A 25,160-nucleotide genomic window follows, 5' to 3' on the forward strand; every position below is an offset into this window, starting at 1 on the left:
CGTGGTTTGACAGGCTGGGACTGGTGCGCCTCTCATAACCTCAATCTCTCGAACCGCCCGGTGCGGACCCGCATGCCGGGTGGTGTGGCAGGGGTACGGCCTATGAAGGCCGTCCCCTATGCCGATTGTGTTTGTCAGTCGGAAATATGTTGCCTGCGCCGGCCTCTTCGTCGGATCGCCGCCCGGACCAAGCCCGCTCCCACAGTTCTATCGCATAATGGCTGGCCCTGGCGGTGTGTCAGGGATTCTTGGAGATGCGGGATTTGTTCAAATGGCGGCTGCATGGCCTTGGGGCTCTGATCATCATGCTGTCCGCCTGCGGCAACGGCGACACTCTGGAAAGCTTTGGCGGCCCGACCATGGGCAGCGCTTATTCGACCAAGTATGTGCGCCATGCCGGCCTTCCGGCGCCGGATGAAGTCCGTGTCCAGGTCGAGCAGATTCTCGCTGACATTGATCGGCAAATGTCGACCTACCGCAGCGACTCGGACATCGAGCGCTTCAATGTATTACCGGCCAACGGCTGTCAGGCAATGCCGGCGTCGATCCTCGAACTGGTCCGCGTGGGCGAGCAACTGTCGGTGCAAAGCGACGGTTCTTACGATCTGACGGTGGAGCCGTTGCTCAATCTCTGGGGATTTGGTCCGCAGGCCCGCGGGGGAAAAGTCCCGACCGCCGACGCGCTCGCCGAAGCCCGCAAGCGCGTCGGCCATGAACACTTGCGCATCGATGGCGACCAGTTGTGCAAGGACGCCGCCGTCGAGGTCGACTTCAACAGCATCGCCGCCGGTTATGCGGTGGACACGATTGCCGCAAGACTCGAGGCGATGGGCATCCATGACTACCTCGCCGAGGCCACGGGTGAGCTCAAGGCGTCCGGCAGGAAGGCCGACGGCTCGCCATGGCGCATCGCCCTGGAAGAGCCGCGGGATGATCGGCAGGTGGCCGAGCGCGTCATTGTTGTCGACGGCTATGGTCTGTCCACCTCCGGCGACTATCGTAATTACTTCGAGCAGGACGGCCAGCGTTTTTCCCACACCTTCGATGCCCGCACCGGTGCGCCGGTCTCACACAACCTGGCATCGGTGACGGTGATTCATCCTTCAGCGTTGATGGCCGATGGCTTATCGACGCTGTTGCTGATTCTCGGCCCGGAGCGTGCTTGGGACTACGCAGAAAAACACGATATCGGCGCATTTTTTGTGATTCGTGCCGATACAGGTTTCGTCACACGCAGCAGTCACGCTTTTGAACGCCTCAGTGGCCAAAAAACCGAGTGATTGTGGCGATTTGAGCATTGAAAACTGGCGTTGTAGCGCAGGCAAAAGTAGCCTACGACGCGACCAAGGGTTAATGTGCGCGGCGTTGACGCTTCTATAGACTGTGTCCGGGTTCTGCACTGGCCCCAAATTGTTCCTTCATGCCACGCATTGGCGTGATTTAGCCGCAGGTGCCGAGGGTGCCGCGGCCTGTTCTGAGGAGTACGCATGGCTGTCTACAACTACGACGTGGTGGTGTTGGGTTCCGGCCCGGCGGGGGAAGGCGCGGCAATGAACGCCGCCAAGGCAGGGCGCAAGGTGGCGATGGTCGATAGCCGTCGCCAGGTCGGCGGCAACTGCACTCACTTGGGCACCATCCCGTCCAAGGCACTGCGTCACTCGGTGCGGCAGATCATGCAATTCAACACCAACCCGATGTTCCGGGCCATTGGTGAGCCACGCTGGTTCTCCTTCCCGGATGTGTTGAAAAGCGCCGAGAAAGTCATCTCCAAACAAGTCGCTTCGCGTACCGGCTACTACGCCCGTAACCGCGTCGACGTGTTCTTCGGCACCGGCAGCTTCGCCGACGAGCAAACCATCGAAGTGGTCTGCGCCAACGGCGTGGTCGAGAAGCTGGTGGCCAAGCACATCATCATCGCCACCGGTTCGCGTCCTTATCGCCCGGCCGACATCGATTTCCACCACCCGCGTATCTACGATAGCGACACCATCCTCAGCCTCGGCCACACCCCGCGCAAACTCATCGTTTACGGCGCCGGCGTGATCGGTTGCGAATACGCCTCGATCTTCAGTGGCCTGGGTGTGCTGGTTGAACTGGTGGACAACCGTGGGCAACTGCTGAGCTTCCTCGACTCGGAAATCTCCCAGGCGTTGAGTTATCACTTCAGCAACAACAACATCACGGTTCGCCACAACGAAGACTACGACCGCGTCGAAGGCGTGGACAACGGCGTGATCCTGCACCTCAAGTCCGGCAAGAAGATCAAGGCCGACGCCTTGCTCTGGTGCAACGGTCGTACCGGCAACACCGATCAGTTGGGTCTGGAAAACATCGGCGTGAAGGTCAACAGCCGTGGCCAGATCGAAATCGACGAGGCGTACCGCACCTGCGTGCCGAATATCTACGGCGCCGGTGACGTGATCGGCTGGCCGAGCCTGGCCAGTGCCGCCCACGACCAGGGCCGTTCGGCCGCCGGCAGCATTGTTGATAACGGTAGCTGGCGCTTTGTGAATGACGTGCCGACTGGCATCTACACCATTCCGGAGATCAGCTCGATCGGCAAGAACGAGCAGGAGCTGACCCAGGCCAAGGTGCCGTACGAAGTGGGCAAGGCCTTCTTCAAGAGCATGGCGCGGGCGCAGATCGCCGGCGAGCCGCAAGGCATGCTGAAGATCCTGTTCCACCGTGAAACCCTGGAAGTCCTGGGTGTTCACTGCTTCGGTTATCAGGCGTCGGAGATCGTGCACATCGGTCAGGCGATCATGAACCAGCCGGGCGAACAGAACACGTTGAAGTACTTCGTCAACACCACGTTCAACTACCCGACCATGGCCGAAGCCTATCGGGTAGCCGCGTACGACGGCCTCAACCGGCTTTTTTGACGGGCTCCGGCCGGTGGCCTGAGCCGGCCGGGGAGACCGATTTCAGCAATTCTCGAGCGTGGCAGTGGCCAAACCGGGAAAGTCTGTAATCAGGCTGTCAACGCCGAAGTCGGCGAGTCTGCGCATCAGCGCAGGCTCGTTGACGGTCCACACCGACACATGCAGCCCCTGACGCTGCGCCCTTTGCAGGCGTTCCGGCGTGCACAGGGTCCAGTTCAGCGCCAGGATCTCACAGCCATAGCTGGCCGCGACCTTCAGCGGGTCGAGCCAGGCATACTCGGCCACCAGTCCGCGGGACACGTCCGGCACCAACTCCAGCGCAGCCTTCAATACTTCGCGTGAACTCGAGGTGATGGTCACCTTGTCCATCAGCCCGTGACGCTGCACCATTTCACGAATCGCCAGCACGGTGGTCGCGGCACGCATCCTCGATGCGCTTTTGACTTCCAACTGCCAGTGATCGAAGTCGCATTTCTCGAACAGATTTTCCAGCGTCGGAATCGGGCACGGCTTGATCCAGCCCGGGCCACCCTTGCGTGCGTCGTAAGTCACAAGCTCAACCGCCGTGTGTTCGACGACCTTGCCGCGACGGTCCGTGGTGCGCTTGAGGGTCGGGTCGTGGATGACCATCAACTCGCCGTCCATGGACAGGTGCAGGTCCAGTTCGCAGCGACGCACGCCGTGCTTGAGACATTCCTGAAAGCTGGTCAGGGTGTTTTCCGGTGCTTCGCCCTTGGCGCCGCGATGGCCGTAGATGAGGGTCACGGTTCTTCCTTAAATTAATTGCCTGATTCGAGTTGGTCGCGGGCCAGACGTCGTTCCTGGGCCTGCTTTTGCAAGATGTGGCGGGCCAGCAGTTGGCGCTGGGCGTCGGTCAGGTGTTCGAACTCGGTGCCAACGTCATACCCGTCGCCCTTGCGGTCGCAATGGGTGACGCGAGCGCGCAGCAGCAGGCCCAGGGCTTGCGGCATCAACACCAGCTTGACCGACAGGCGTGCGCCAGCGGCGATGGGCGTTGGATGCTGAAAGTCGATGCCGCCTTCGGAGATGATCACCGGCTGCGGTTCGCCGATCTGCCCGAGCACTGTCAGAGCGACGACCTGACTCAGCAAATCGATGCGTTTGTTCTGGGATTTGAGGAATGCGGCGGTCGTGCGGTCGCGTTCGCTGATCTGGCGCAACAGGTGTTGCGACTCGAATTCGCTCAGGTGCAGTTCGCTGAGCAAGTTGAAGAGAGGGGACGCATCCTGCAACACTTCCTGGCCGGCGGCTTCGGGAGCGGACAGGGGCCGAATTTCCAGTGCGATCGTATCCTCGATACGGTAGTATTCGCGGCGATCTTCTTCATCTAATGTCGACATGGCGAACCCATGGTAGCGGCGGTGGTCTGAGTGTAAAGCTGGTTATCGACCCCCGCCACAAGGACGTTCCTTTTCCCTCCGAACAAGCCCCGACATGTTCAGACCTCTCTTCGTATTTATCGGCACGCGTTACACCCGTGCAAAGCGTCGCAATCATTTTGTGTCATTCATTTCCCTGACATCGATGATCGGGCTCGCCCTTGGCGTGGTCGTGATGATCGTGGTGCTGTCGGTGATGAACGGCTTCGATCATGAGATGCGCACCCGCGTGCTGGGCATGGTGCCCCACGCGACCATCGAGTCCGGCGAGCCGATCAGCGATTGGCAAAGCCTGGCCGCCAAGGTCAAGCAGAACCCGCAGGTGACGGCCGTGGCGCCGTTTACGCAAATGCAGGGTTTGCTGACCAACAACGGCAAGGTCTCGAAAGTCCTGCTCAATGCCATCGACCCGGCACAAGAACGCCAGGTGTCGATCATCGATCACTTCATGACCCAGGGAAAACTCGACGACCTGGTGCCGGGTGAGTTCGGCATCGTCATCGGCGACAAGGCCGCGGCCAAGCTCGGTGCCGCGATTGGCGACAAGCTGACCTTTGTGGCGCCCGAAGTCACCGTGACCCCGGCCGGAATGTTCCCGCGCATGAAGCGCTTTACCGTGGTCGGCATCTTCCATGTCGGCGCCGGTGAGCTCGATGGCTATCTTGGCGTCACCAACCTGCAGGATCTGGCCCGGCTGCACCGCTGGAAACCGGATCAGGTCCAGGGCCTGCGCCTGAAGTTCGACGATCTGTTCCAGGCACCGCGCACCGCGTGGAGCATCGCCCGCGATCTCGGTGAAGACCGTTACTACGCCCGCGACTGGACCCGCACCCACGGCAACCTGTACCAGGCGATCCGCATGGAAAAAGCCATGATCGGCCTGTTGTTGCTGCTGATTGTCGCGGTCGCGGCGTTCAACATCATTTCCACGCTGGTGATGGTGGTGAACGACAAGAAGGGCGACATCGCGATCCTGCGTACACTGGGCGCCACGCCGGGCACGATCATGCGCACGTTCATGGTGCAAGGCACGGTGATTGGCGTGGTCGGCACGGCCATTGGCGCCGTGGTCGGCATCTTCGCCGCGCTGAACGTCAGCGCCGCGATCTCGGCCCTCGAAGGCCTGATCGGCCACAAGTTCCTCAACGCCGACGTGTACTTCATCGATTACCTGCCGTCGCAAGTGCAGAGCCAGGACGTGGTGATGGTCTGTTCTGCGGCGTTGGTCCTGAGTTTCCTCGCCACCCTGTATCCAGCTTGGCGTGCCGCGCGCACCCAGCCTGCGGAGGCGCTACGTTATGAGTGAGCCGGGCATGAGTGATAAAGCAATCTTGAGCTGCCGCAGCCTGGGCAAATCCTACGAGGAAGGCCCGGAATCGGTGGAAGTGTTGGCCGGCCTGCAACTGGAGTTGCACCCGGGAGAGCGTGTGGCGATTGTCGGCAAGTCGGGCTCGGGCAAAAGTACCTTGCTCAATCTGCTGGGTGGCCTCGATACACCGACCAAGGGCAGCGTCTGGCTCGACGGCGAAGAACTGTCGGCGCTGAGCGAGAAAAAACGCGGCCTGCTGCGTAATCGCGCCCTCGGCTTCGTGTACCAGTTCCACCACCTGCTGCCGGAATTCACCGCCCTGGAAAACGTCTGCATGCCGCTGCTGATCGGCAAGACCGCGATCCCCGAAGCGCGCCAGCGTGCCACGGCGTTGCTGGAGAGGGTAGGGCTGGGCCATCGCCTGGAGCACAAGCCGGCCGAATTGTCCGGTGGTGAGCGTCAGCGCGTGGCCATCGCCCGCGCCCTGGTGAACAATCCGGGCCTGGTGATGCTCGACGAGCCGACCGGCAACCTCGATTCCCACACCGCCCAGGGGATCCAGGACTTGATGCTGGAACTCAGCACCTCGATGCGCACGGCGTTCCTGGTGGTGACCCACGACATGAACCTGGCCCGCCAGATGGATCGCGTCCTGCATTTGCAGGAAGGCTGCCTCACTCCTATCTGATTGGCTGAAACCCGATGTCTGAAAAGGCGTCGGGTCTTTTATTTCCATACGGTGCCCCAGCGAATGTTCAGACCGTTATCGATCTTTATCGGCATGCGCTATACCCGCGCCAAGCGCCGCAATCGCTTTGTTTCCTTCATCTCGATGACCTCGATGATCGGCCTCGCCCTCGGCGTACTGGCGATGATCGTGGTGTTGTCGGTGATGAACGGCTTCCAGCGCGAAATGAGCTCGCGCATCCTTGGCATGGTGCCCCACGCCACCATCGTCGGCGTCAATCCGATTGATGACTGGAAGCCCGTGGCAGCGGCGGCGATGAAAAACCCGGAAGTGACGGCGGCGGTGCCGTTCACCGAGATGGAAGGCATGCTGTCCTACAAGGGCACGATGCAGCCAATCCAGGTCAGCGGTGTCGACCCGGCGCTGGAAGGCCAGGTGTCGATCGTCGCCAAGCACATCGTTCAGGGCAGCCTCGAAGCCCTGAAAACGGGCGAATTCGGCGTGGTGATCGGTGAAATCACGGCGCGCCGCTTCCGCTTGAACGTCGGCGACAAGATCACTCTGATCGTGCCGGAAGTCAGCAATGCGCCGGGCGGCATCACCCCGCGCATGCAACGGCTGAATGTGGTCGGCGTGTTCAAGGTCGGTGCCGAATTGGATGGCACCATGGCGCTGATCCACATGGCCGATGCCGCGCAGATGCAGCACTGGGAGCCGAATCAGGTGCAGAGCGTGCGCCTGGCGGTGAAGGACCTGTATGCCGCGCCGCAAGTGTCGAGCGACATCGCCACGGGGCTGGGCGCCGCCTACAAGGCTGACGACTGGACCCACACCCAGGGCAGCCTGTTCAGCGCAATGAAAATGGAAAAAACCATGATCGGCCTGCTGTTGCTGATGATCGTCGCGGTGGCGGCGTTCAACATCATCGCAACCCTGATCATGGTGGTGAACGACAAGGGCGCGGACATCGCGATCCTGCGCACCATCGGCGCCACGCCACGGGAGATCATGGCGATCTTCATGGTGCAGGGCACGGTGATCGGGATTGTCGGCACCCTGATTGGCGGTGTGTTGGGGGTGATTGCCGCCCTGAACGTCAGCCAGATCGTGGGCTGGATCGAGCGGGTCAGCGGGCAGCACATCTTCAGTTCCGACGTGTATTTCGTCAGCAACCTGCCGTCTGAGCTGCAAGGCGGGGATGTGGCGCTGATCTGCACGGCGGGCTTCGTCATGAGCTTCCTGGCCACGGTTTACCCGGCATGGCGGGCGGCGAAGATCGAGCCGGCTGACGCTCTTCGGTATTCGTAAGCCGCTACACCGCCTTCGCGAGCAAGCCCGCTCCCACAGGGATCTGCGTGTACACAGATTATGTGAACGCCACAAAACACTGTGGGAGCGGGCTTGCTCGCGAAGGGGCCGGAACTGCCGGCCTCATTCCCCCCTTGGCAACTCGATCACAAACCGCGTCCACCCCTTCTCCGATTCGCAACGAATCTGCCCGCCATGGGCCCGGATGATCGACTGGGTGATCGCCAGTCCCAGTCCCGCATGTTCGCTACTGCCTTCACGACGAGCAGGATCGGCCCGGTAAAACCGGTCAAAAAGGCGCGGCAATAGATCTTCGGAAATCTGTTGGCCCGTATTTTCAACGGTCAGCCGCAATTCTTTTGGTAGATCGACGATTCGCACCCGAACCTCGCCATCGACCGGCGTGAACCGCAGTGCGTTGTCCAGCAGGTTCGAAAGCGCTCGCCGCAACATGCTGCGGTCACCTTCGATGCGGGCATTGCCGTCACGACTCAGTTTTACCTGCGCGTCTTCCGCCAATGGCGCAAAGAACTCCAGCAGCAGATCCGCTTCCTCCGCCAGTTCCAGTGGCTCGCATTTGGGCATTAACAAGCCGTGATCGGCTTTCGCCAGATAGAGCATGTCATTGACCAGTTGCGCCATCCATTGCAGCTCTTCGAGGTTGCTGTGCAGGGCTTCGCGGTAGTCCTCGATGGGGCGAGGGCGGGTGAGGGTGACCTGGGTGTGGGTCAGCAGGTTCGACAATGGTGTGCGCAGTTCATGGGCAATGTCGGCGGAGAACGCCGACAGGCGCTGAAACGAGTCGTCGAGACGTCCGAGCATGGCGTTGAAGTTGTGGGCCATTTCCGCCAGTTCCGGCGGCATGTTTTCTTCAGGCAACCGCGAGTTCAGCGATTGCGCGGAAACACCACTGGCCACCGCACTGATCCGCCGCAACGGGCGCAAGCCGCTGCGTGCCGCCCAGGCGCCCAGCAGTGCGGTGGCCAGGGCTGACAGACCGACGGTCAGCCAGATCAAATGCTGCATGCGTTGCAAAAAGTGCTGGTGGTGGGTGATGTCCAGCAGCAAGGTCAGTTGCGGTGAATCGGGTTTGCCCGCGAAAAGCGGCGCATTCAGGACGCGGTAATCCATGCCTTCATGGCTCACCGTCGACAATCCGGGCTGGCGCGGCAATGCCTGGGGAATGTTGGTCGAGCTGTCATACCAGCGCTGGCCGTCGCTGCCGGTGATTCGCAGGGACAGGTCAGCCTGCCGGCTCAATTCCTCCGCCAGCTTCGTTTCGCTGTCACTCGACTGAAGGTCGTGCAAGGCCCGACGCAAGCCAATCAGCTTGCCGTCCAGCAGTTGCTGGTCGAGCTCAACGAAGTGCGCCTCACTGGCACGGCTGAACAGCACCCCGGCGAACAACGACACCACCGCTGTGCATGCCGCAAACAGCAGTGCCAGGCGGCTGCTCAAGGACAGCTGGCGCATCAGACAGGGCGCTCTTCAAGGACGTAACCCATGCCGCGCACGGTGTGAATCAGCTTGTTGGGGAATTCATCGTCGATCTTCAGGCGCAGGCGACGGATCGCCACCTCGATAACATTGGTGTCGCTGTCGAAATTCATGTCCCAGACCTGGGACGCAATCAGCGACTTGGGCAAGACTTCGCCCTGGCGGCGCAGGAGCATTTCCAGCAGGGCGAACTCCTTGGCGGTCAGGTCGATACGCTGGCCGCTGCGTTCGACCCGGCGCCGGATCAGGTCCAGGCGTAAATCGGCCAGTTGCAGGCTGGTTTCCTGGGGCGTGGCGCTGCCGCGACGCAACAGGCTGCGGACCCGGGCCAGCAGTTCGGAGAAGGCAAACGGCTTGACCAGATAGTCATCGGCGCCCAGTTCGAGGCCGTGAACCCTGTCTTCCACGGCGTCACGCGCGGTCAGAAAAAGTACCGGCGTGTCCAGACCGGCGCTGCGCACCGCTTGAAGAATCTGCCAGCCATCACGACCCGGCAGCATTACATCGAGAATCAGCAGGGCATATTCGCCGCTGAGGGCCAATTGCTGGCCGGTGTTGCCGTCGGCCACCAGTTCGGTGTTGAACCCGGCCTCGGCTAGGCCCTGGCGCAGGTAATGGCCGGTTTTCGGTTGGTCTTCGACAATCAGCAGTTTCATGGGCGACTCATGGCAAATGGAACGAAGGCTTTATACCGTGGGCAGCATTCGCACAGGGCAACCTGACAAAGTTGTAATCTGGCTGTCAGGTTACGGGCAGTGGCAGCAGTTTAGAGTTTTGCCCATGCTGAGCCTTATCTTGTTGGAGTATGACGATGTTTTTACGCAATACCGTGGCGAAAATCCTGTGTTTGCTGGCGCTGAGTTCGCCGGTGTGGGCCGACGGCGGGCATACCTATGATTTCGGTCAGCCGGCCCCGGCGGCCAAGGCGACCCGCAGCGTTGAGGTGGTGATGGGTGACATGTCCTTCACGCCGCAGGCCATCGACATCAAGGCCGGAGAAACCGTGCGCTTCGTGCTGGTCAATAATGGCCAGTTGCTGCATGAGTTCAACCTGGGGAATGCGGCGATGCACGCCAAACACCAGCAGGAAATGTTGCAGATGCAACAGAGCGGCATGCTGACGCCCACCGGCATGAAGGCCATGGATCACGGCAACATGGCCAGCATGGATCACAGCAAAATGGACCACGGCATGAAGCATGACGACTCGAACAGCGTGCTGGTGGAGCCGGGCAAGACCGCCGAGCTGACCTGGACCTTCAGCAAGGCCACCAGCCTTGAGTTTGCCTGCAACATCCCCAGTCATTATCAGGCCGGCATGGTCGGCAAATTGACTGTCAGTCAGTAAGCACTCAAAGGCGGGAGCAAAGGCTGATAGAATCCGCTGATTCTTCAGTCAGGTTTCCGCCATGCATCCCGCAGCCGAACACTCGCCGCTGGGCAAGTCCAGCGAATACATCGCCACCTACACGCCGTCCTTGCTGTTCCCGATCCCGCGCACCGCGAAGTGGGCGGAACTGGGCCTGACGGCGCAAACCCTGCCGTATAAAGGCGTGGACTTCTGGAACTGCTTCGAACTGTCCTGGCTGCTGCCGTCGGGCAAGCCGGTGGTGGCGATCGGCGAATTCAGCATTCCGGCGGATTCGCCGAACATCATCGAGTCGAAGTCGTTCAAGCTGTACCTCAACTCCCTGAACCAGACGCCGTTTACCGATACCGCGAGCCTTGAGGCGACGCTGGCCAAGGACTTGTCGGCGGCTGCCGGCAAGCCGGTGGGGGTGCGCATTCGCAGTCTCAAGGATGTCGAGAGCGAAGGCGTCGTGGCCTTGCCGGGTGTGTGCATCGATGAACTGGATATCAGCGTCAGCAACTACGAGCATCCACGGCCGGAACTGCTGCGTTGCGATGATTCGCGCATTGTCGAGGAGAGCGTGCACAGCCATTTGCTCAAGTCCAACTGCCCGGTCACCAGCCAGCCGGACTGGGGCAGCGTGGCGGTGGAGTACCGTGGCGCGGCGCTGGATCACGCGAGCCTGCTCGAGTACATCGTCAGCTTCCGCCAGCACTCGGACTTCCATGAGCAGTGTGTAGAGCGGATCTTCCTCGACCTGCAGCGGTTGCTGAAGCCGGAGAAACTGACGGTGTATGCGCGTTATGTGCGCCGTGGCGGGCTGGATATCAACCCGTATCGCAGCACTGAAGAGGTGCAGCTGCCGAACCATCGCCTGGTCCGTCAATGAAGATCTAATGTGGGAGCGGGCTTGCTCGCGAAGGCGGTGGGTCAGTCAACATCATCGTTGAATGTGAAACCGCCTTCGTCGGAACGCCGCCCGGAGCAAGCCCGCTCCCACAGGGGATTTGCATTGCCAGTCGTAGAAATGAAAAAGCCCTGCTGGCGATAGCAGGGCTTTTTTGCATCAGGAGGGTTCAGATCCCCATGTTGGCCAAGGCCTGCCCGATGTTGCGCAGGGTGCCGGCAAGGGTAGGGTGTTCGAGTTCGAAGCGTTCCACGGCCAGGTTGACGCCATCGGCGAGGCTGGAATCCTGGGTTTTGGTTTCGAGCTCAAGCTTCAACTCGATCTGTTGCATCAGTTCGTGTAGCTCGGCGCGTTCGGCTTCGGACAATGGAGGATTCTGTTCCAATTGCTCGCGCAGGGCATTGAGCTGTTCTTGCAGTTCGCGGGCAGGCATGGCGTTCTTCCTTCTATCGATAGGCACTGGCATAGACCCTGGCGGCACGCCAAGGCAGCGCGCCAAAGATCTATGGCTGACCTTTAGATTAATCCACTCGCGCCCAACGTGCATGATCTCGATCAGGGCTTTTCGCCCTTGAGCCGACGCAAGCTGATATCGGCCAGGCAGGTGTCGAGTTCACCGAGGTGATCGATCACCGAATGCACGCCCAGGCCGAACAGTTGCATCGTCGCCTTGCCGCGTTTGATGTCGCGCTCCTGCGGGGTCAACGCTTGCCATTGCTCGGGCGCCAGCCCGCACAACGAGCCGCAGGACGCCAGGCCGATGGTCCACAACCCGGCATTGAGCCCCGCTTGCAGCAAACGGGGTTCGCCGCTCACCAGTACGCAGCCGTCGAGTCGCTCGACGTTCAGGGTCATCAAGGCTTGCCAGCAGGCATTCGGGGCGGGCCATGGGGTGTTTGTTGCTGGATGTTGCGAAGGTTTGATCCACTCCGGCAGCGCCGCGGCCAGGGATTGGCTGAGGGCAGGGGGCAGTTCATCGAGCCAGGCACAGGGGATTTGCTGGCGCTGCAAGCTGCGCAGGCTATCCAGTGCGCCGGGTGTGGCCTCGGCATGTTCAGCCGAGTGGCTACCATGCCGGTGCGTGTGTGCGCCGAAATCCACCAGGCAGCCACTGAGGCCGAACAGTACGGCGGTCAGGCGGGGTGCGGTTTGGGGCAAGGCTTCGGCGAGCGGCATGTGGACGTCCCTGAAATAGCCTGAAGGCTAGCGGGCGACGGTGACAGTTGAGTGACATGGATGTGAATCGCTCACATTTGGCATGTGTGGATTTCGTGCAAAGTGCCTTAAACGGCGTTTACGTCTTATACTTGCCAACTTATTGCCCGGGCCAGGCGCCCGAGCCAGTACAAACCAAGGAGTTTTTTTCTATGCGCTGGAGCAATCATCTAGCCAGGATTTGTGTATGCGCCAGTGCGATGCTGGTTCCGTTCGTTGCCCAGGCAGCCACGGAAGATGATCCTTGGGAAAGCGTCAACCGCCCGATTTACAAGTTCAACGACGTAATCGACACCTATGCGCTCAAACCCCTGGCCCAGGGCTACCGGTACGTGACGCCGCAGTTTGTCGAAGACGGCGTTCACAACTTCTTCCGCAACATCGGCGATGTGCGCAACCTGGCCAACGATATCCTGCAGGTCAAACCTCGCGCCGCAGGCGTTGATACCGCTCGAATCATTTTCAACACCACCTTCGGCTTGCTGGGCGTCATTGATGTCGGCACCAAAATGGGCCTGCAGCGCAATGACGAAGACTTCGGTCAGACGCTGGGTTACTGGGGTGTCGGCAGCGGCCCTTACGTGATGCTGCCATTCCTGGGGCCAAGCACCTTGCGTGATGCGCCGTCCAAGTACGTCGACAGCTACACCGGCGCTTATCGTTACGTAAACGACATTCCGGTGCGTAACTCGTTCTTCGCGCTGGACGTCGTCGATACCCGTGCCAACCTGCTGTCGAGCGAGAAGCTGATCACCGGCGACAAGTACACCTTCATCCGCAATGCGTACTTGCAGAACCGTGAATTCAAGGTAAAAGACGGTAAGGTTGAAGACGATTTTTAACCTCGAGCGGTAAATTGAGAAGGCGGCCATCAAGGCCGCCTTTTTTGTCTGTGAAGACCTGCAGGCGGATAAAATCGCGCTTTTCGCTGCAGTCCCGAGCGGTTTGACTCATGGGTTGGAACCTTCCATTGGGTTACGGATTTGCCTGTTCTTATAACTCTCAGTGATTTGACAAATAAAGACGGCAAGCGACCATCGGCGTGAGCTTGAAACGCCCCGCGGATGGGAGTACCGTCTGCGCCTTAGAAGGGCACCTCTGGCGTACATGTGTGTAGGGCAAATGCCCGAAAGCGGTGCGACAGAGAGGCTAGAAAGCGAATCCAGTAGTCAGTGCCGGGCCAAAGTCCCCGCCTGCTACGCCAACCTAATTCTGGCGCCGTTTGCCCACATGCCAAAAACCAGTGCCACGCTGCTGATAATCGATGATGACGAAGTAGTGCGCGCGAGCCTCGCCGCCTATTTGGAAGACAGTGGTTTCAGCGTCTTGCAGGCCAGCAATGGTCAGCAGGGTCTTCAGGTATTCGAGCAAGACAAGCCCGACTTGGTCATCTGCGATCTGCGCATGCCGCAGATGGGCGGACTCGAACTCATTCGCCAGGTGACCGAACGTTCGCCGCAAACGCCGGTGATCGTGGTGTCGGGTGCGGGCGTGATGAACGACGCGGTCGAAGCCCTGCGCCTGGGCGCAGCGGACTACCTGATCAAGCCTCTCGAAGATCTGGCCGTGCTCGAGCACTCCGTGCGCCGGGCCCTGGATCGTGCGCGCCTGCTGCTGGAGAACCAGCGCTACCGCGAGAAGCTGGAGAAGGCCAACCGCGAGCTCGAAGCCAGCCTGAACCTGCTCCAGGAGGACCAGAACGCCGGTCGCCAGGTGCAGATGAACATGCTGCCGGTCAGCCCCTGGACCATCGACGAGTTCAAATTCGCTCACCAGATCATCCCGTCGCTGTACCTGTCGGGTGATTTCGTCGACTACTTCCGGGTCGACGAGCGCCGGGTCGCCTTTTACCTGGCGGACGTTTCCGGTCACGGCGCCTCTTCAGCCTTCGTCACCGTGCTGTTGAAGTTCATGACCACGCGCTTGCTGTTCGAATCCAAGCGCAGCGGCACATTGCCGGAGTTCAAGCCTTCAGAGGTGCTTGGTCATATCAACCGGGGCCTGATCAGTTGTAAGCTGGGTAAACACGTCACAATGGTCGGTGGAGTCATCGACGAGGAGACCGGTTTGTTGACCTATAGCATCGGCGGTCATCTGCCGTTGCCAGTGTTGTACACGCCAGACAGTGTTCGTTATCTGGAAGGGCGTGGTCTGCCGGTGGGCCTCTTCAACGAAGCCACCTACGAAGACCACGTGCTGGAACTGCCACCGACGTTCAGCCTGACGCTGATGTCTGACGGTATTCTGGACCTTTTGCCAGAACCCACACTCAAAGAAAAAGAGGCGGCGTTGCCCCAACGGGTCAAGGCTGCGGGCGGCACCCTGGATGGGCTGCGGCAGGTTTTTGGATTGGCCACGCTAGGGGAGATGCCGGATGATATCGCCCTGTTGGTGTTGAGCAGGAATCTTTGATGAGTACCGGTAGAATCCAGTTCGCCGAGCAGGATGGCACCTTCGTCCTGAAGTTCGTCGGTGAAGTTCGCCTGACCCTGTGTTCGGCGTTGGATGCGACTATTGAGCGGATCTTCAGCGCGTTGAATTTCAACACGATCGTGATCGATCTGACCGAAACCCGCAGCATCGACAGCACCACGCTTGGCCTGCTGGCCAAGCTGTCGATCCTGTCGCGGCAGAAAGTCGGCCTGTTGCCGACCGTCGTCACCACCCACGAAGACATCACCCGTCTGCTGCAGTCCATGGGCTTCGAGCAGGTGTTCAACATCGTTGACCAGCCAGTGCCGTGCCCGGAATGCCTGGACGACCTGCCAGACCAGGATCAGTCCGAAGAAGTGGTGCGGATCAAAGTGCTCGAAGCGCACAAGATACTCATGGGCCTGAACGACACCAATCGTGAAGCCTTCCATGACCTGGTGAATGCGCTCGAACGCCATTGATTGAGATATACCTGTGGCGAGGGGGCTTGCCCCCGTTGGGCTGCGAAGCGGCCCCAAGGCCATTCACCTCATAGTGTCAGTAGCATCCGATCAGCAAGATTTGCGGCTGCTGCGCAGCCGAACGGGGGCAAGCCCCCTCGCCACAAATGATCATTTTCTCTAAACCATCATCTGGCACATAATCGAGCGACACAAAAAAGGGCGAACCTGTGAGGATTCGCCCTTTTTGCATTACACCAACTCAGATCACAGCTTGGCCTGCAACAACGCCTCGAGCTTCTCCTGATCCCGCGCGAACTGACGAATGCCTTCAGCCAGTTTCTCGGTCGCCATCGCATCTTCGTTGGACTGCCAGCGGAACTGCGATTCGTTGAGGCTCAGGCGCGCTTCACCGGCATGCCCTGGCGCCAGTTTGCGCTCCAGCTTGCCGGTATCCGCGGCCAGCTTGTCGATCAGGTCCGGGCTGATGGTCAGGCGGTCGCAGCCGGCCAGTTGTTCGATCTGCCCCAGATTGCGGAAGCTCGCGCCCATGACCACGGTCTTGTAGTCATTGGCCTTGTAGTAGTTGTAGATGCGCGTCACCGACTGCACGCCCGGATCATCCGCGCCGGTGTAGTCGTTGCCGTTGGCCTTCTTGTACCAGTCGTAGATACGGCCCACGAACGGCGAAATCAGGAACACCCCGGCGTCGGCACAGGCGGCTGCCTGGGCGAAGGAGAACAGCAGGGTCAGGTTGGTCTGGATGCCTTCCTTTTCCAGGATCTCGGCAGCGCGGATGCCTTCCCAGGTGGACGCGATCTTGATCAGCACGCGGTCGCGGCCAATACCGGCCTTGTCGTACAGCTCGATCAGGCGATGCGCACGCTTCAACATGGCATCCGTGTCGAACGACAGGCGCGCATCCACTTCGGTGGAAATACGGCCCGGGATCACTTTGAGGATTTCTTGCCCCACGGCCACGCCAAAACGGTCGCTGGCCAGGCCCACATCGCCCTTGCAGTCATTGACGCTGGCGTTCAGCAGCCCGGCATACGCAGGAATGGCCGCGGCCTTGAGCAGCAGGGAAGGGTTGGTGGTGGCGTCCACGGGTTTAACGCGAGCGATAGCTTCGAAGTCGCCGGTGTCGGCAACCACGGTGGTCATTTGCTTAAGTTGTTCCAGCTTGGAAGTCATGGGCGTGCTCTGTCCTATGGGTCTGATGACATTACCCGAGCGCTGACAGCCACTCAAGGGCGTGTACGTGTATCGATGGTCCCTGCGGCAACAACCTGAAAACAGGTGTTTGAAAGGTCGGGCGCCGTATAGAGGAATAGGATGCCAGGCGGGCTCACAGGTTCAACTGACCTGACGGTTAGCGCCTGGCAATCGGATCATCCGACTCCCGAGTCCCCTGATAACTCTCGCGGCGCCTTACGTGTAATTACCGATATCGTTGAAGTCTATATAGTTCGGTTGCGGGCTCAATAATTGTTATAAAAGGTCAATTAATACCCCGACAAAGTTATCTCCCTGTTAACAAGTGTAATGTTATTTGGAAGAGGTTTTGATCGTTAGAATACGTCCAGTACATATATGGAATAAAGTGTAATGTGATAGTGAGAATGTGTGTTTGTAGAAATAACTTCACAACGTGAAGAGGTATATGTTTTTGGATGCGTTTGATGATCTGATGCTTGGCTACGCACTAAAAAAGTTGACCGGCGTGTTTGAAGAAATCGTGGAGGTTTCGAAAAACACCGCTTCGGACAAGGCAACGGGCGTGCTGGGTATCAGGCCATCCAAAACCGCAAAAAAAATTCCCGTCTGGCTGGGACGTCTGAGGGGCAACACCCCTTATCAAGTGACCCATGTGCTGATCGATCAGATGCACGCCTCTCGAAAACTCAACCTCGACCTGCGCTTCGCCGCACAAGCTGCTTTGCTGGATGCGCTGGTAGAGGACGGACTGGCAATGCACATCGCCAGTTATTCGGTGGCTGTCGTAGAGAATCGTCTGAAGTGCTTTGTTGATCGATGAACGTTGTACCTACTGAACACACGCCCAGTATTCATTACACTGGGAAATTGCATGAGACGTGAGTAAGTAGATTGGTGTCAAAACTGTACATCGCACAATACGCCGGAATCACCGTCATGCTTCCAGCGGCCATGGTCGTCGCCGGTTGGTTATGGTGCATGGCATCCAGAAAACTCGCCCTCTTATGGCTAGGCGTACTGTTCGCAGCCTATTGCGTCGTCGGTCTCAGTAAAGTGCTGTTCAAGGGCTGGGGAATCGGCCTGGAAAGCCTGGATATTGCGGTCATCAGCGGCCACGCGATGAACGCCTGCCTGGTGTCGACCGTTGTCCTGAGTTTGCTGTTGCGCCAACTGGATCATCGGCTTCGATGGCTGGCACTGGGTGCGGGGCTACTGTCGACCTGGTGGTTCAGCGTCCAGTATGTCGGCCAGACGATTCATCCTCTGCCGGAAGCGATTGCCGGGGCAGTTGTGGGCTCAGCCGCGGCGTGTGTATTTCTTTTCAGGCTGGAGAGAAAGGAAATCCGCAAAATTCCCCGCACGGCCTTGGCGCTGGGTCTGGCGGTAATTCTACTGAGTACGAGCATTCCCAAGTACACCGCTGAGGGGGTCTTGAACTCGCTGGCGGTGACTCTGTCGGGGGCGGAAAAGGCTTTTATGCAGCCTCATTGGCGCACTTCTAACGGGCCGTCACGGTTATAGAGATTGGCTTGATTTTGAGTCCTGACAAGAGGGCGGGGCTAGGACTCAATACTGCTTTTCTCATCAATCCGGGCCAGCAGCTCTGCTGTTTTCAACTGCATCAGTGCAACATCACCACGACTCTCAACGTTCAACACGATTTCGGGCTCGGTCTGCGAGAGGTGGATCTTGAAGCGCCATTCGGCGAACGTCAGGCTTAGGCCATCGCTCTCGTCTACATCCAGCGCTTTACTGGCATACAACGACCGAAGATGCGCCAGTACGGCAATCGGATTACCGACTGCACATCGAATGTCCCCGGAGGAGGGGAAAAGCCCGATGCGTTCCACCAGCAACCTGGGTTGAGTGGCAGACGAGGGGGGTGCGCTTTCGTATGTCCGCAACCAGGCCATCAACCCACTGTTGCCCTCGGTGAACTTCTGCCCCAAAACCATATTGCCCGGTGCAAAAGGGTCCAGCGATTTATAGACAGAGTCGATCGGTGATCTGGAAGCGTTCATGGTTGGTCTGCCTTGCAAAAGGTTTATGGCCGCTCAAAAAACGCGGCGCCCAAGAGCTAAGAATTACCGTTTACAGGCCTTTCTTATACAAGTTTTCATAACAGAAATTGGTCGCGTCGATATAACCTTCCGCGCCGCCGCAGTCAAAGCGGTGACCTTCGAACTTGTATGCCAATACACAGCCGCTTTGTGCCTGCTTCATCAACGCATCAGTGATCTGGATTTCACCGCCCTTGCCAGGCTCGGTATCAGCAATCAAGTCAAAGATATCGGCCGTCAGAATGTAACGACCAATAATGGCCAGATTGGACGGAGCATCTTCCGGTTTAGGCTTTTCAACCATGTTGGTGACCCGGTAAACACCTTCGCGAATCTGCTCGCCAGCGATGATGCCGTACTTGTGTGTCTGGTCGTTGGGTACTTCCTGGATGGCCACGATCGAGCAACGGAACTGCTTATAGAGCGCGATCATCTGCGACAGCACACCATCGCCTTCCAGGTTCAAACACAGGTCGTCAGCCAACACCACTGCAAAGGGTTCGTCACCGATCAACGGCTGGCCAGAGAGAATGGCGTGTCCAAGCCCCTTCATTTCTACCTGGCGGGTGTAAGAGAACGTGCATGTCTCCATCAGCTCCCGAGTGCCCAACAGGAACTTCTCTTTTTCGGTACCGCGAATCTGATGTTCCAGCTCGTAGCTGATATCGAAGTGGTCTTCCAGGGCCCGCTTGCCTCGACCGGTAACGATCGCCATATGCTGAAGACCTGCATCCCGCGCTTCCTCTACGCCGTACTGGATCAGAGGTTTATTCACAACCGGCAGCATTTCCTTGGGCATGGCCTTTGTGGCAGGCAGAAAGCGCGTGCCATAGCCGGCAGCAGGGAACAGACATTTACGGATCATAGAAGCGTCCTTTATTCCAATGTATAAGAGAAACCGTCATTTACTGCGGACAGCACTAAGATGCCCCCGCCAATAGGCAGAGCCCCCCAACTCTCGCTATGCGCACGAACGAAGCCATGGTCTTAAGTGCCTGGGAACCCGGCGGACTGTTTGACGGGCTGCACCCAACGCCACGCAATCAAGCCGATCAACACACCGACGGCATTGGCCAAGGCGTCGTAAGGTGATGCCGTGCGCAGCGGCATCAGTGCTTGTGCATATTCGATCAGGATCCCCGTCAGCAGACAGCCCAAGGCGATCCAGTGCGCCTTGACCCGCAGGAAGGCCAGCCGGCAACTAAAAGACAACGCGAAAAAACCAACCAGGTGATGCAGCTTGTCTTCCTGGGCAAAGGCTTCGGGAATCGGTTGCGCTCGCAAAGCGGCTGTCAGCAAAACCAGACTAACGCTGATGAAAAACAGCGTGCGTATCCATTGGGAAAGTTGTGTGACACCCAGGAATAACGAACTCATTCGGTGATTTTCTCAAAGTTCTTATAGAACGCATCTTTGTCGCGGCCATTGGTCATTGTGTACAGCGAATATTGGCGGTTAAGACGCGCGCCACCATCGCGGGTCAGCGGAGCCCAGACCAGGTTGGCGCGACGCATCGTGGAAACGCTCATCAACTCGTCGAAGGGGACCGAGATATAGATACCTTTGTCGAAGCTACCCTCGCCGAACTCTTCTGTGGAGGCCGTGGTGCGGGTGACCCAGCCACCGAACTTCACGCCGTTAGTGAACTCATGCGACAGATCGAACGTGGCACCCCAATCGCGCGCCAGGTAACGTCCGACACTGACCGCCGCCTGCAATTCGAAAGGCAGTTCGGTATAGGTGGTGATGTGACCGGTCGCGGTCTTGTAATCGCGCAGACCAAAACCCTGGTCAAAGTCACGCTGGCGTACATAGTTCAAATCAGCACCCAAGGCCCAGCGCTCGCCCATGGGGCGGTACAGCAATTCACCGCCGACCCCGGCGAACATTGACTCCAGATAACCGCCATACACCATGCCAAACAAGTCTTGATCCAGTTGCTTGGCATGATTGAGCTGAAATGTCGGCATTGTTACGTCAGAGGTGATGACGTACTTGCGCAAATCGGTCCGCACTCGGGGCAGATTGCTCGGCGCGTCGTACGTGAACTTGTCAAAGTTGTTCAGCAGATTGGTGCTGATGACCCCGCTCGTCCACGTATTGCGGGTAAAGCGGTATTCTGCGTCCACATCAGCAGTCAGTTGGTACAGCAAGCCGTCGGGGCCGCCAATGTTTTGCTTGTAACCCAAGCCGATACCATAGGTGAAACGCTCGAGGGCCTGGGAGTACAGCGTGTTTTCAATGTGTGGCGTGGCCCGGTTCAATTCGGTGGTGCGGTGCAGGTCTGTAAGGTCTTGTTGGTTGTTCACCACGGCCCGGAAGGTGTCGCGCGGCACACTGACTTCATCCACAGGCATGTCGTAACGCTTGTTCACCATCGTGAACCAGTCGATGTCGTCATTCGCGCTGTTGTCCAGAATCCGGCTGGCCCGGCCCACGCCTTTGGCGGAGTAGAAATAGCGCGACTGCTCGCCATACACAATCAGCTCGGAATCGCGCTGAGCAATACGCTCGACCTTATAACCTGCGTTGTTTTCCAGCCGTTTGGAAACCCCCGCCCAGTCGACCTGATCGAGCGGCGTAGTTGGCGCGTGTGCCGGCAGCGCTTCGGCAGCGGGGTCGTAGCGCTTGGCCGGCGCCTTGCGGCTGGCGAAATTGGTATGAAAAGTGATGCCGAACAACGCGGTGTTGCCGCGCTCCCAACCGGCGGTCAAATCGACAGAGTCAGTTAGCTTGAAGACCGCCCCGATGTTGATGGGCGAGTCCTGCTCCTGGTTATTGTTTTGCGGCTCGTGCTTGTAGTCGTTACCGTCGAACTCGAGTTTCAAGCTCAAGGGCGCCCAGGGCGTCTGATAGGCCACACCGCCAAACAACGCGGGCGAGCCTCGAAAATACGAGCCGGTATTGACGTCGCCCGCGGTCGTGCCTCCCGGGCGTGTATCAAAGCGCTCATCGAGGTACCCCAGCGGGTTCTCGAAATCCCCGCGGTTACCGATGTAGCCCCAAGCAACGCCCAGGCTGAGATCCAGATCGTAGTAACGTTTGTTCGCCACAAAGTATTCGCTGGAAAACAGGCCGGTGCCCCCGACATCCCGAAAACCGAGCGCGACCTCGGGCAACCAGTGGCTTTCTTGCCAGAGGCGGGCTTTGACATCGACAGCTTTGTCTTTATAGCTCTGGCCGCCACTGAATGATTCGGGCCCGTATTTACGGTTGCTGATAGAGGTATAACGAAAACTGCCTTCCAGCCAATCAAGGGGCTGTATTGAAATGCTATAGCGCGAATATGGGTCTGTCCGGTTGGCGTTCAGGCTGAATTCGCCGGCGGGTGCCATCCGTGCGGTGGGGGTTTGCAACAAACCCACGCCACCGAAATCATTCTGGGTAAAACGCGGCTCAGCATGAGCCAAGCTGTAGGGCAACAACACTACGGCGGCGAAACGTAACTTCAAGGGGCCACCTCGGGCAGCGGTTGGGTGGCGAGAAACTGGGCAAGCTGCTCGTTCAAGTCGGGTGTGGGCAGGTCCGGATCATCGTTGCGCACGGGCACCAGAATTGTGCTGCCTGCGGCGGCAAACACCCCGTCTTCGCGGTTCCAGGCGGCGTTGCCGACTCGCTTGACCTGGCCATCGGGCTGAATCAACCACAGGTAATCGGCATCTGCGTCGGTCACCGGCAGACAGCTGTTGAGGTATTCCTGGACTGGCTGCAGGGCGCGATAAGGCAGCGTGCAGGGCTGTTCAACTGCGCCCAGGACAGTGACCGTAGTCGGGCGTAGAGGGTAAATCAGTCGGTCGCCGTCACTGAGCGAGTAATTGCGGGCGAACGCAACCTCCAGCGCCACGGGGTCGAGCACCGCGACTTTCCGGCCGGTAACGGGTAGTCGGCTGACCTCTTCAAACAGGCGCGCAGCCAAGGCCGCAAGGCTGCTTTTTTCTTCAAGCAAGGCCCCACGTTGCAGCAATTTCAGATCGAACAGCACACCGGCTTTAAGGCGGACTTGCTGCTCCAACAGTGGCTGGTGCAGCCAGGCGGCGGCCAGCCAGTAACTTTCGGCGTTCGGGCGTCCCTGGCTGACGGCATCAAGCAAGCGTGCACCTGGCACGAACGCGAAGGATCCGGCGTTTTTTACATCACCCGTGACCGTGACAGCGGCCTGAGTCATCGCAGAACTTGCCAGCAACAGGCAAGCCGACAGCGTTTTCGAATATCTCACCGAGCCGTCTCCCGGTCAGGGCGCAATTGCACAATCTTCAAGAAAAGTTCCGGCGTAAGGTGTTGTTCGCTCTGCAGGATCAAGCCATCGTCAGGCCTGACCCAAAAACGGTTGGTGGCCTTGAATCCCAGCTCGGGTATGTCGACGCGTTCGTCTATACGCAGCAGCGCATAGTCCTTGTCCAGGATGGTGACGGTTTCGATGGCCTTGCGACTGAAACGACTGTTAACAACCATTCCGACCCGCGGCCCCTGATAGACATCTATCCAGCGGGTACTGCTGTAACCATCGGGCAATCGCTGCAAGCCAAGCTTGAACGGCGACTCGCCGTCGAAGCGCGTGCCATCGAGATTGATGCCCAGGCCGACGCTGCGCACGACCAGACCGTCGCGCATCAACAACACCTGTTTGCCGGAGGCGACCCAGAACTCCAGGTCGCCCTGCTGGCGTAGCTTCGCCAATACACCTTCGCTGGCGTCGGTGGTGACCTTGATCTGCGCATAGGGCACGGCCTCCACTTGCGCCGCAGTCACTTCCAGCGGCTGGGTGCCCAGTGTGGCGGCTTTAAAGGTATCCAGGGACGCCTGCATCAACGGATTACAGCCACACAGCAGTAATCCCACCGCCAGGCATGAGCTGTTACGCAAAGTTTTCAAAGCGGCTCAAACCTTATCGACTGCTGGCTTCACTGAGATTGTTTGTGGCCGCTGCTCCGGTACCCAGGATAACGGCCGAAGGTAGCAACTGGCTGATCAAGCGGTTCCAGCGGGTCACGCCTGCAGGGCCGACGTAGACAATGTCCTGGGGTTGCAGATCGAAGCGGCTGGCGATAGCAAACGCGGTAGGCGATTCGGCGTCCAGTTGAAAGACTTTTGCCGGCTCGGTTTCAAGGTTCTCGGCACCTCGAATGACATACAGCGCATTGCCATTGGATGTGGCCTGGTTCAGTCCACCGACCGTTCCGATCGCATCCGCCAGATTCATCCGATTGATTTTGAACGTGAGCGCCCGAGGCTGGCTGACCTCACCCATGACGTAGATCTTTTTCCGGTCGTTGTAGGGTAGGTACAACTGATCGCCGTCTTTCAAATAGACGTTATGCAACTGCGAGCCTTTGCTGTTCAGCGAGTCCAGGTCGAGCGGATACTCACGTCCGTCCCGGGTCAGTGTCAGGCCGGCAAGGTCGGCATTGAATGGATCGATAGTGGCAGTACTGATGGCTTCGACGACACTGAGCGGCGAAGTGGTAATGGGCTGTTGACCGGCTTTCAAAATAGCACCGGAAACAACGACTTTTTGACTGGCAAACCGCAACACACTCAAGTCAACCTGGGGGCTGTCGACGTATTGTGTCAGGCGCTCGGCAATAAAACCGCGCAGCTCCTCGATGGTTTTACCGGCGGCCTGAATATTGCCGATATAGGGGTAAAACATGGTGCCGTCCGGGCGTACCAGGCGACCGTTCGCATCAATTTGCTGTTGTGGACCCGATGGTGCGGTCAACTCCGGATGGTCCCACACGGTGATGTACAACACATCATTGGCGCCAATCCGGTAAGCCCCCGGCTTGTACGCCAACAACTCGGCGGGCACCGAGGCTTGCACTTTTGTCGCCGCGTTCTGGGCAATCAGTTTGGGCGTTATCGGAATCAACTCGATCCGACTGCTTTCCGGTGAGCCATCACGGCCGATCTGGCTGGTATCCAGGTGTTGACCGGGTGAGAACATACAGCCTTGCAGGGCAACACCTGCAAGCACAGCGAGCGACAAACTACGAATCATGATTGAGGACACTTGTGGAGGGAACACATCAAAACCACCCCCCCGGATTACTCCGGGGGGGTGAGGGCGATCGATCTGGCAGTGGGCTTAGCGGGTGGTGCCGGTGGTCCCGGTAGTGCCAGTAGTGCCAGTAGTGCCGCCGTCATTGTTGCTTCCGCCACCACTGGATGACAGCGCAGCGGCTCCGGCTATAACCGCAGCGCCGATGCCGAGAGCAGTCCCTGTGGTCAGACTGCCCACGAGAGGGGTGTTCAGATTCAATGGAGCGTTTTCTGCGGGTTTTGCAGGTTTGCCTGGAGCAGAAGACGCTGCGGGAGGCTCAGCGGCTAAAACGGAGGCACTTAAAGAAAGCATTAGCGCGGAAACAAATAATTTGCTCATGGGAAATTCCTTTTGATAGATCGTCTGTATCGGCGGTAAAACTCGAGCGCGTAAGTGGGAGGTTACGAACGTT

Annotated in this window: 27 protein-coding genes; 12 read left to right on the forward strand and 15 right to left on the reverse strand. The window is 58.9% G+C overall.

The genetic code is table 11. The features are described 5' to 3' along the window. Positions 1-254 precede the first annotated feature (254 nt). Both KGA85_RS23640 and sthA read left to right on the forward strand, forming a co-directional pair. Positions 255-1,280 carry an FAD:protein FMN transferase gene (locus KGA85_RS23640; protein WP_223543406.1) on the forward strand — a complete coding sequence of 342 codons (1,026 nt, stop codon included), beginning with the start codon at positions 255-257 and terminating at the stop codon, positions 1,278-1,280. Positions 1,281-1,487: 207 nt separating this feature from the next. After that, positions 1,488-2,882 carry a Si-specific NAD(P)(+) transhydrogenase gene (gene sthA / locus KGA85_RS23645; protein ID WP_223533360.1) on the forward strand — a complete coding sequence of 465 codons (1,395 nt, stop codon included), beginning with the start codon at positions 1,488-1,490 and terminating at the stop codon, positions 2,880-2,882. Positions 2,883-2,924: 42 nt separating this feature from the next. Here the strand turns inward: sthA and KGA85_RS23650 are convergent, their stop codons facing one another. After that, positions 2,925-3,647 (reverse strand): glycerophosphodiester phosphodiesterase, encoded by a 723-nt coding sequence (locus KGA85_RS23650; RefSeq protein ID WP_223533361.1) that lies wholly within the window; start codon positions 3,645-3,647, stop codon positions 2,925-2,927. A 14-nt stretch (positions 3,648-3,661) separates the two neighbouring features. Next, positions 3,662-4,243, reverse strand: coding sequence for a PilZ domain-containing protein (locus KGA85_RS23655; RefSeq protein ID WP_223543407.1), 582 nt, complete (start codon positions 4,241-4,243; stop codon positions 3,662-3,664). A 94-nt stretch (positions 4,244-4,337) separates the two neighbouring features. Here KGA85_RS23655 and KGA85_RS23660 point away from each other — a divergent pair, with 94 nt between their 5' ends. From KGA85_RS23660 to KGA85_RS23670, 3 genes are all read left to right on the forward strand, one after another. Continuing rightward, entirely contained in the window at positions 4,338-5,588 is a 1,251-nt protein-coding gene (locus tag KGA85_RS23660; RefSeq protein WP_223454460.1) for a lipoprotein-releasing ABC transporter permease subunit, read from the forward strand. Between the two features lie 7 nt (positions 5,589-5,595). Further along, a complete protein-coding gene (lolD, locus tag KGA85_RS23665) occupies positions 5,596-6,279 on the forward strand; it encodes a lipoprotein-releasing ABC transporter ATP-binding protein LolD (protein WP_173677889.1) in 684 nt (227 codons plus the stop codon). A gap of 63 nt (positions 6,280-6,342) precedes the next feature. Continuing rightward, a complete protein-coding gene (locus KGA85_RS23670; RefSeq protein WP_223543408.1) occupies positions 6,343-7,587 on the forward strand; it encodes a lipoprotein-releasing ABC transporter permease subunit in 1,245 nt (414 codons plus the stop codon). Between the two features lie 123 nt (positions 7,588-7,710). Here the strand turns inward: KGA85_RS23670 and KGA85_RS23675 are convergent, their stop codons facing one another. Next, positions 7,711-9,060: a heavy metal sensor histidine kinase gene (locus KGA85_RS23675; RefSeq protein WP_223543409.1), complete on the reverse strand. Its 1,350-nt coding sequence runs from the start codon at positions 9,058-9,060 to the stop codon at positions 7,711-7,713. After that, on the reverse strand, positions 9,060-9,740 hold the full coding sequence (locus KGA85_RS23680; protein ID WP_223454454.1) for a heavy metal response regulator transcription factor: 681 nt from the start codon (positions 9,738-9,740) through the stop codon (positions 9,060-9,062). Before KGA85_RS23680 ends, KGA85_RS23675 begins: the two co-directional genes overlap by 1 nt. A gap of 155 nt (positions 9,741-9,895) precedes the next feature. On the opposite strand from KGA85_RS23680, the gene KGA85_RS23685 reads away from it, so the two are divergent. Both KGA85_RS23685 and queF read left to right on the forward strand, forming a co-directional pair. Then, the gene (locus KGA85_RS23685) at positions 9,896-10,432 is read left to right on the forward strand and encodes a plastocyanin/azurin family copper-binding protein (protein ID WP_223543410.1); all 537 of its coding nucleotides are present in this window, start codon (positions 9,896-9,898) and stop codon (positions 10,430-10,432) included. A 61-nt stretch (positions 10,433-10,493) separates the two neighbouring features. Beyond that, entirely contained in the window at positions 10,494-11,324 is an 831-nt protein-coding gene (gene queF / locus KGA85_RS23690) for an NADPH-dependent 7-cyano-7-deazaguanine reductase QueF (RefSeq protein WP_223534966.1), read from the forward strand. Between the two features lie 187 nt (positions 11,325-11,511). Here queF and KGA85_RS23695 read toward each other — a convergent pair whose 3' ends face one another. Together KGA85_RS23695 and KGA85_RS23700 are read right to left on the reverse strand one after the other, a co-directional pair. Continuing rightward, a complete protein-coding gene (locus KGA85_RS23695) occupies positions 11,512-11,775 on the reverse strand; it encodes a DUF4404 family protein (RefSeq protein ID WP_008053327.1) in 264 nt (87 codons plus the stop codon). Positions 11,776-11,897: 122 nt separating this feature from the next. Beyond that, complete coding sequence (locus KGA85_RS23700; RefSeq protein WP_223454449.1) at positions 11,898-12,518, reverse strand: HAD family phosphatase; 621 nt, start codon at positions 12,516-12,518, stop codon at positions 11,898-11,900. A 191-nt stretch (positions 12,519-12,709) separates the two neighbouring features. Between KGA85_RS23700 and KGA85_RS23705 the strand changes: the two genes are divergently transcribed. From KGA85_RS23705 to rssC, 3 genes are all read left to right on the forward strand, one after another. Beyond that, entirely contained in the window at positions 12,710-13,399 is a 690-nt protein-coding gene (locus KGA85_RS23705; RefSeq protein ID WP_223454447.1) for a VacJ family lipoprotein, read from the forward strand. 388 nt (positions 13,400-13,787) lie between these two features. Beyond that, positions 13,788-14,969, forward strand: a complete 1,182-nt coding sequence (gene rssB / locus KGA85_RS23710; protein WP_056722032.1) for a two-component system response regulator RssB — start codon at positions 13,788-13,790, stop codon at positions 14,967-14,969. After that, positions 14,969-15,451, forward strand: a complete 483-nt coding sequence (gene rssC / locus KGA85_RS23715) for an anti-sigma factor antagonist RssC (RefSeq protein ID WP_008003418.1) — start codon at positions 14,969-14,971, stop codon at positions 15,449-15,451. The genes rssB and rssC overlap by 1 nt, the downstream gene beginning before the upstream one ends. A gap of 246 nt (positions 15,452-15,697) precedes the next feature. On the opposite strand, the gene tal is transcribed toward rssC, so the two are convergent. Further along, a complete protein-coding gene (gene tal, locus KGA85_RS23720; protein WP_150758837.1) occupies positions 15,698-16,624 on the reverse strand; it encodes a transaldolase in 927 nt (308 codons plus the stop codon). A 469-nt stretch (positions 16,625-17,093) separates the two neighbouring features. On the opposite strand from tal, the gene KGA85_RS23725 reads away from it, so the two are divergent. Together KGA85_RS23725 and KGA85_RS23730 are read left to right on the forward strand one after the other, a co-directional pair. Then, entirely contained in the window at positions 17,094-17,468 is a 375-nt protein-coding gene (locus tag KGA85_RS23725) for a hypothetical protein (protein WP_223533367.1), read from the forward strand. A gap of 116 nt (positions 17,469-17,584) precedes the next feature. Then, positions 17,585-18,169 carry a hypothetical protein gene (locus KGA85_RS23730; protein ID WP_223534960.1) on the forward strand — a complete coding sequence of 195 codons (585 nt, stop codon included), beginning with the start codon at positions 17,585-17,587 and terminating at the stop codon, positions 18,167-18,169. A gap of 38 nt (positions 18,170-18,207) precedes the next feature. Here the strand turns inward: KGA85_RS23730 and KGA85_RS23735 are convergent, their stop codons facing one another. The 8 genes from KGA85_RS23735 to KGA85_RS23770 form a co-directional block, all read right to left on the reverse strand. Next, the gene (locus KGA85_RS23735; protein ID WP_223543411.1) at positions 18,208-18,669 is read right to left on the reverse strand and encodes a mannose-1-phosphate guanylyltransferase; all 462 of its coding nucleotides are present in this window, start codon (positions 18,667-18,669) and stop codon (positions 18,208-18,210) included. A 70-nt stretch (positions 18,670-18,739) separates the two neighbouring features. Continuing rightward, positions 18,740-19,573, reverse strand: a complete 834-nt coding sequence (gene galU / locus KGA85_RS23740) for a UTP--glucose-1-phosphate uridylyltransferase GalU (protein ID WP_223462655.1) — start codon at positions 19,571-19,573, stop codon at positions 18,740-18,742. A gap of 122 nt (positions 19,574-19,695) precedes the next feature. Beyond that, the gene (locus KGA85_RS23745; RefSeq protein WP_223534956.1) at positions 19,696-20,085 is read right to left on the reverse strand and encodes a VanZ family protein; all 390 of its coding nucleotides are present in this window, start codon (positions 20,083-20,085) and stop codon (positions 19,696-19,698) included. After that, positions 20,082-22,160 (reverse strand): YjbH domain-containing protein, encoded by a 2,079-nt coding sequence (locus KGA85_RS23750; protein ID WP_223543412.1) that lies wholly within the window; start codon positions 22,158-22,160, stop codon positions 20,082-20,084. Before KGA85_RS23750 ends, KGA85_RS23745 begins: the two co-directional genes overlap by 4 nt. Beyond that, a complete protein-coding gene (locus KGA85_RS23755; RefSeq protein WP_411741676.1) occupies positions 22,157-22,924 on the reverse strand; it encodes a capsule biosynthesis GfcC family protein in 768 nt (255 codons plus the stop codon). The genes KGA85_RS23750 and KGA85_RS23755 overlap by 4 nt, the downstream gene beginning before the upstream one ends. Further along, positions 22,921-23,580, reverse strand: a complete 660-nt coding sequence (locus tag KGA85_RS23760) for a YjbF family lipoprotein (RefSeq protein ID WP_317848694.1) — start codon at positions 23,578-23,580, stop codon at positions 22,921-22,923. Before KGA85_RS23760 ends, KGA85_RS23755 begins: the two co-directional genes overlap by 4 nt. Before the next feature lie 13 nt (positions 23,581-23,593). Then, a complete protein-coding gene (locus tag KGA85_RS23765; protein WP_223543413.1) occupies positions 23,594-24,706 on the reverse strand; it encodes a polysaccharide biosynthesis/export family protein in 1,113 nt (370 codons plus the stop codon). Positions 24,707-24,793: 87 nt separating this feature from the next. Beyond that, positions 24,794-25,087 (reverse strand): hypothetical protein, encoded by a 294-nt coding sequence (locus KGA85_RS23770; RefSeq protein ID WP_223534938.1) that lies wholly within the window; start codon positions 25,085-25,087, stop codon positions 24,794-24,796. Positions 25,088-25,160 lie beyond the last annotated feature (73 nt).

It is taken from the genome of Pseudomonas sp. GL-B-12, assembly GCF_019955895.1.
Lineage (GTDB): Bacteria > Pseudomonadota > Gammaproteobacteria > Pseudomonadales > Pseudomonadaceae > Aquipseudomonas.

Excerpts from the sequence above, each read along its gene's own strand:
- KGA85_RS23725 (WP_223533367.1), top strand. The coding sequence starts at position 17,094 with ATGTTTTTGGATGCGTTTGATGATCTGATGCTTGGCTACGCACTAAAA.
- KGA85_RS23745 (WP_223534956.1), bottom strand. The coding sequence starts at position 20,085 with ATGAGTTCGTTATTCCTGGGTGTCACACAACTTTCCCAATGGATACGC.
- KGA85_RS23730 (WP_223534960.1), top strand. The coding sequence starts at position 17,585 with ATGCTTCCAGCGGCCATGGTCGTCGCCGGTTGGTTATGGTGCATGGCA.
- KGA85_RS23700 (WP_223454449.1), bottom strand. The coding sequence starts at position 12,518 with ATGCCGCTCGCCGAAGCCTTGCCCCAAACCGCACCCCGCCTGACCGCC.
- KGA85_RS23660 (WP_223454460.1), top strand. The coding sequence starts at position 4,338 with ATGTTCAGACCTCTCTTCGTATTTATCGGCACGCGTTACACCCGTGCA.
- KGA85_RS23770 (WP_223534938.1), bottom strand. The coding sequence starts at position 25,087 with ATGAGCAAATTATTTGTTTCCGCGCTAATGCTTTCTTTAAGTGCCTCC.
- KGA85_RS23675 (WP_223543409.1), bottom strand. The coding sequence starts at position 9,060 with ATGCGCCAGCTGTCCTTGAGCAGCCGCCTGGCACTGCTGTTTGCGGCA.
- rssC (WP_008003418.1), top strand. The coding sequence starts at position 14,969 with ATGAGTACCGGTAGAATCCAGTTCGCCGAGCAGGATGGCACCTTCGTC.
- lolD (WP_173677889.1), top strand. The coding sequence starts at position 5,596 with ATGAGTGATAAAGCAATCTTGAGCTGCCGCAGCCTGGGCAAATCCTAC.
- tal (WP_150758837.1), bottom strand. The coding sequence starts at position 16,624 with ATGACTTCCAAGCTGGAACAACTTAAGCAAATGACCACCGTGGTTGCC.
- KGA85_RS23655 (WP_223543407.1), bottom strand. The coding sequence starts at position 4,243 with ATGTCGACATTAGATGAAGAAGATCGCCGCGAATACTACCGTATCGAG.
- KGA85_RS23680 (WP_223454454.1), bottom strand. The coding sequence starts at position 9,740 with ATGAAACTGCTGATTGTCGAAGACCAACCGAAAACCGGCCATTACCTG.
- KGA85_RS23695 (WP_008053327.1), bottom strand. The coding sequence starts at position 11,775 with ATGCCTGCCCGCGAACTGCAAGAACAGCTCAATGCCCTGCGCGAGCAA.
- KGA85_RS23685 (WP_223543410.1), top strand. The coding sequence starts at position 9,896 with ATGTTTTTACGCAATACCGTGGCGAAAATCCTGTGTTTGCTGGCGCTG.
- sthA (WP_223533360.1), top strand. The coding sequence starts at position 1,488 with ATGGCTGTCTACAACTACGACGTGGTGGTGTTGGGTTCCGGCCCGGCG.
- rssB (WP_056722032.1), top strand. The coding sequence starts at position 13,788 with ATGCCAAAAACCAGTGCCACGCTGCTGATAATCGATGATGACGAAGTA.
- KGA85_RS23735 (WP_223543411.1), bottom strand. The coding sequence starts at position 18,669 with ATGAACGCTTCCAGATCACCGATCGACTCTGTCTATAAATCGCTGGAC.
- KGA85_RS23765 (WP_223543413.1), bottom strand. The coding sequence starts at position 24,706 with ATGATTCGTAGTTTGTCGCTCGCTGTGCTTGCAGGTGTTGCCCTGCAA.
- galU (WP_223462655.1), bottom strand. The coding sequence starts at position 19,573 with ATGATCCGTAAATGTCTGTTCCCTGCTGCCGGCTATGGCACGCGCTTT.
- KGA85_RS23670 (WP_223543408.1), top strand. The coding sequence starts at position 6,343 with ATGTTCAGACCGTTATCGATCTTTATCGGCATGCGCTATACCCGCGCC.
- KGA85_RS23705 (WP_223454447.1), top strand. The coding sequence starts at position 12,710 with ATGCGCTGGAGCAATCATCTAGCCAGGATTTGTGTATGCGCCAGTGCG.
- queF (WP_223534966.1), top strand. The coding sequence starts at position 10,494 with ATGCATCCCGCAGCCGAACACTCGCCGCTGGGCAAGTCCAGCGAATAC.
- KGA85_RS23640 (WP_223543406.1), top strand. The coding sequence starts at position 255 with ATGCGGGATTTGTTCAAATGGCGGCTGCATGGCCTTGGGGCTCTGATC.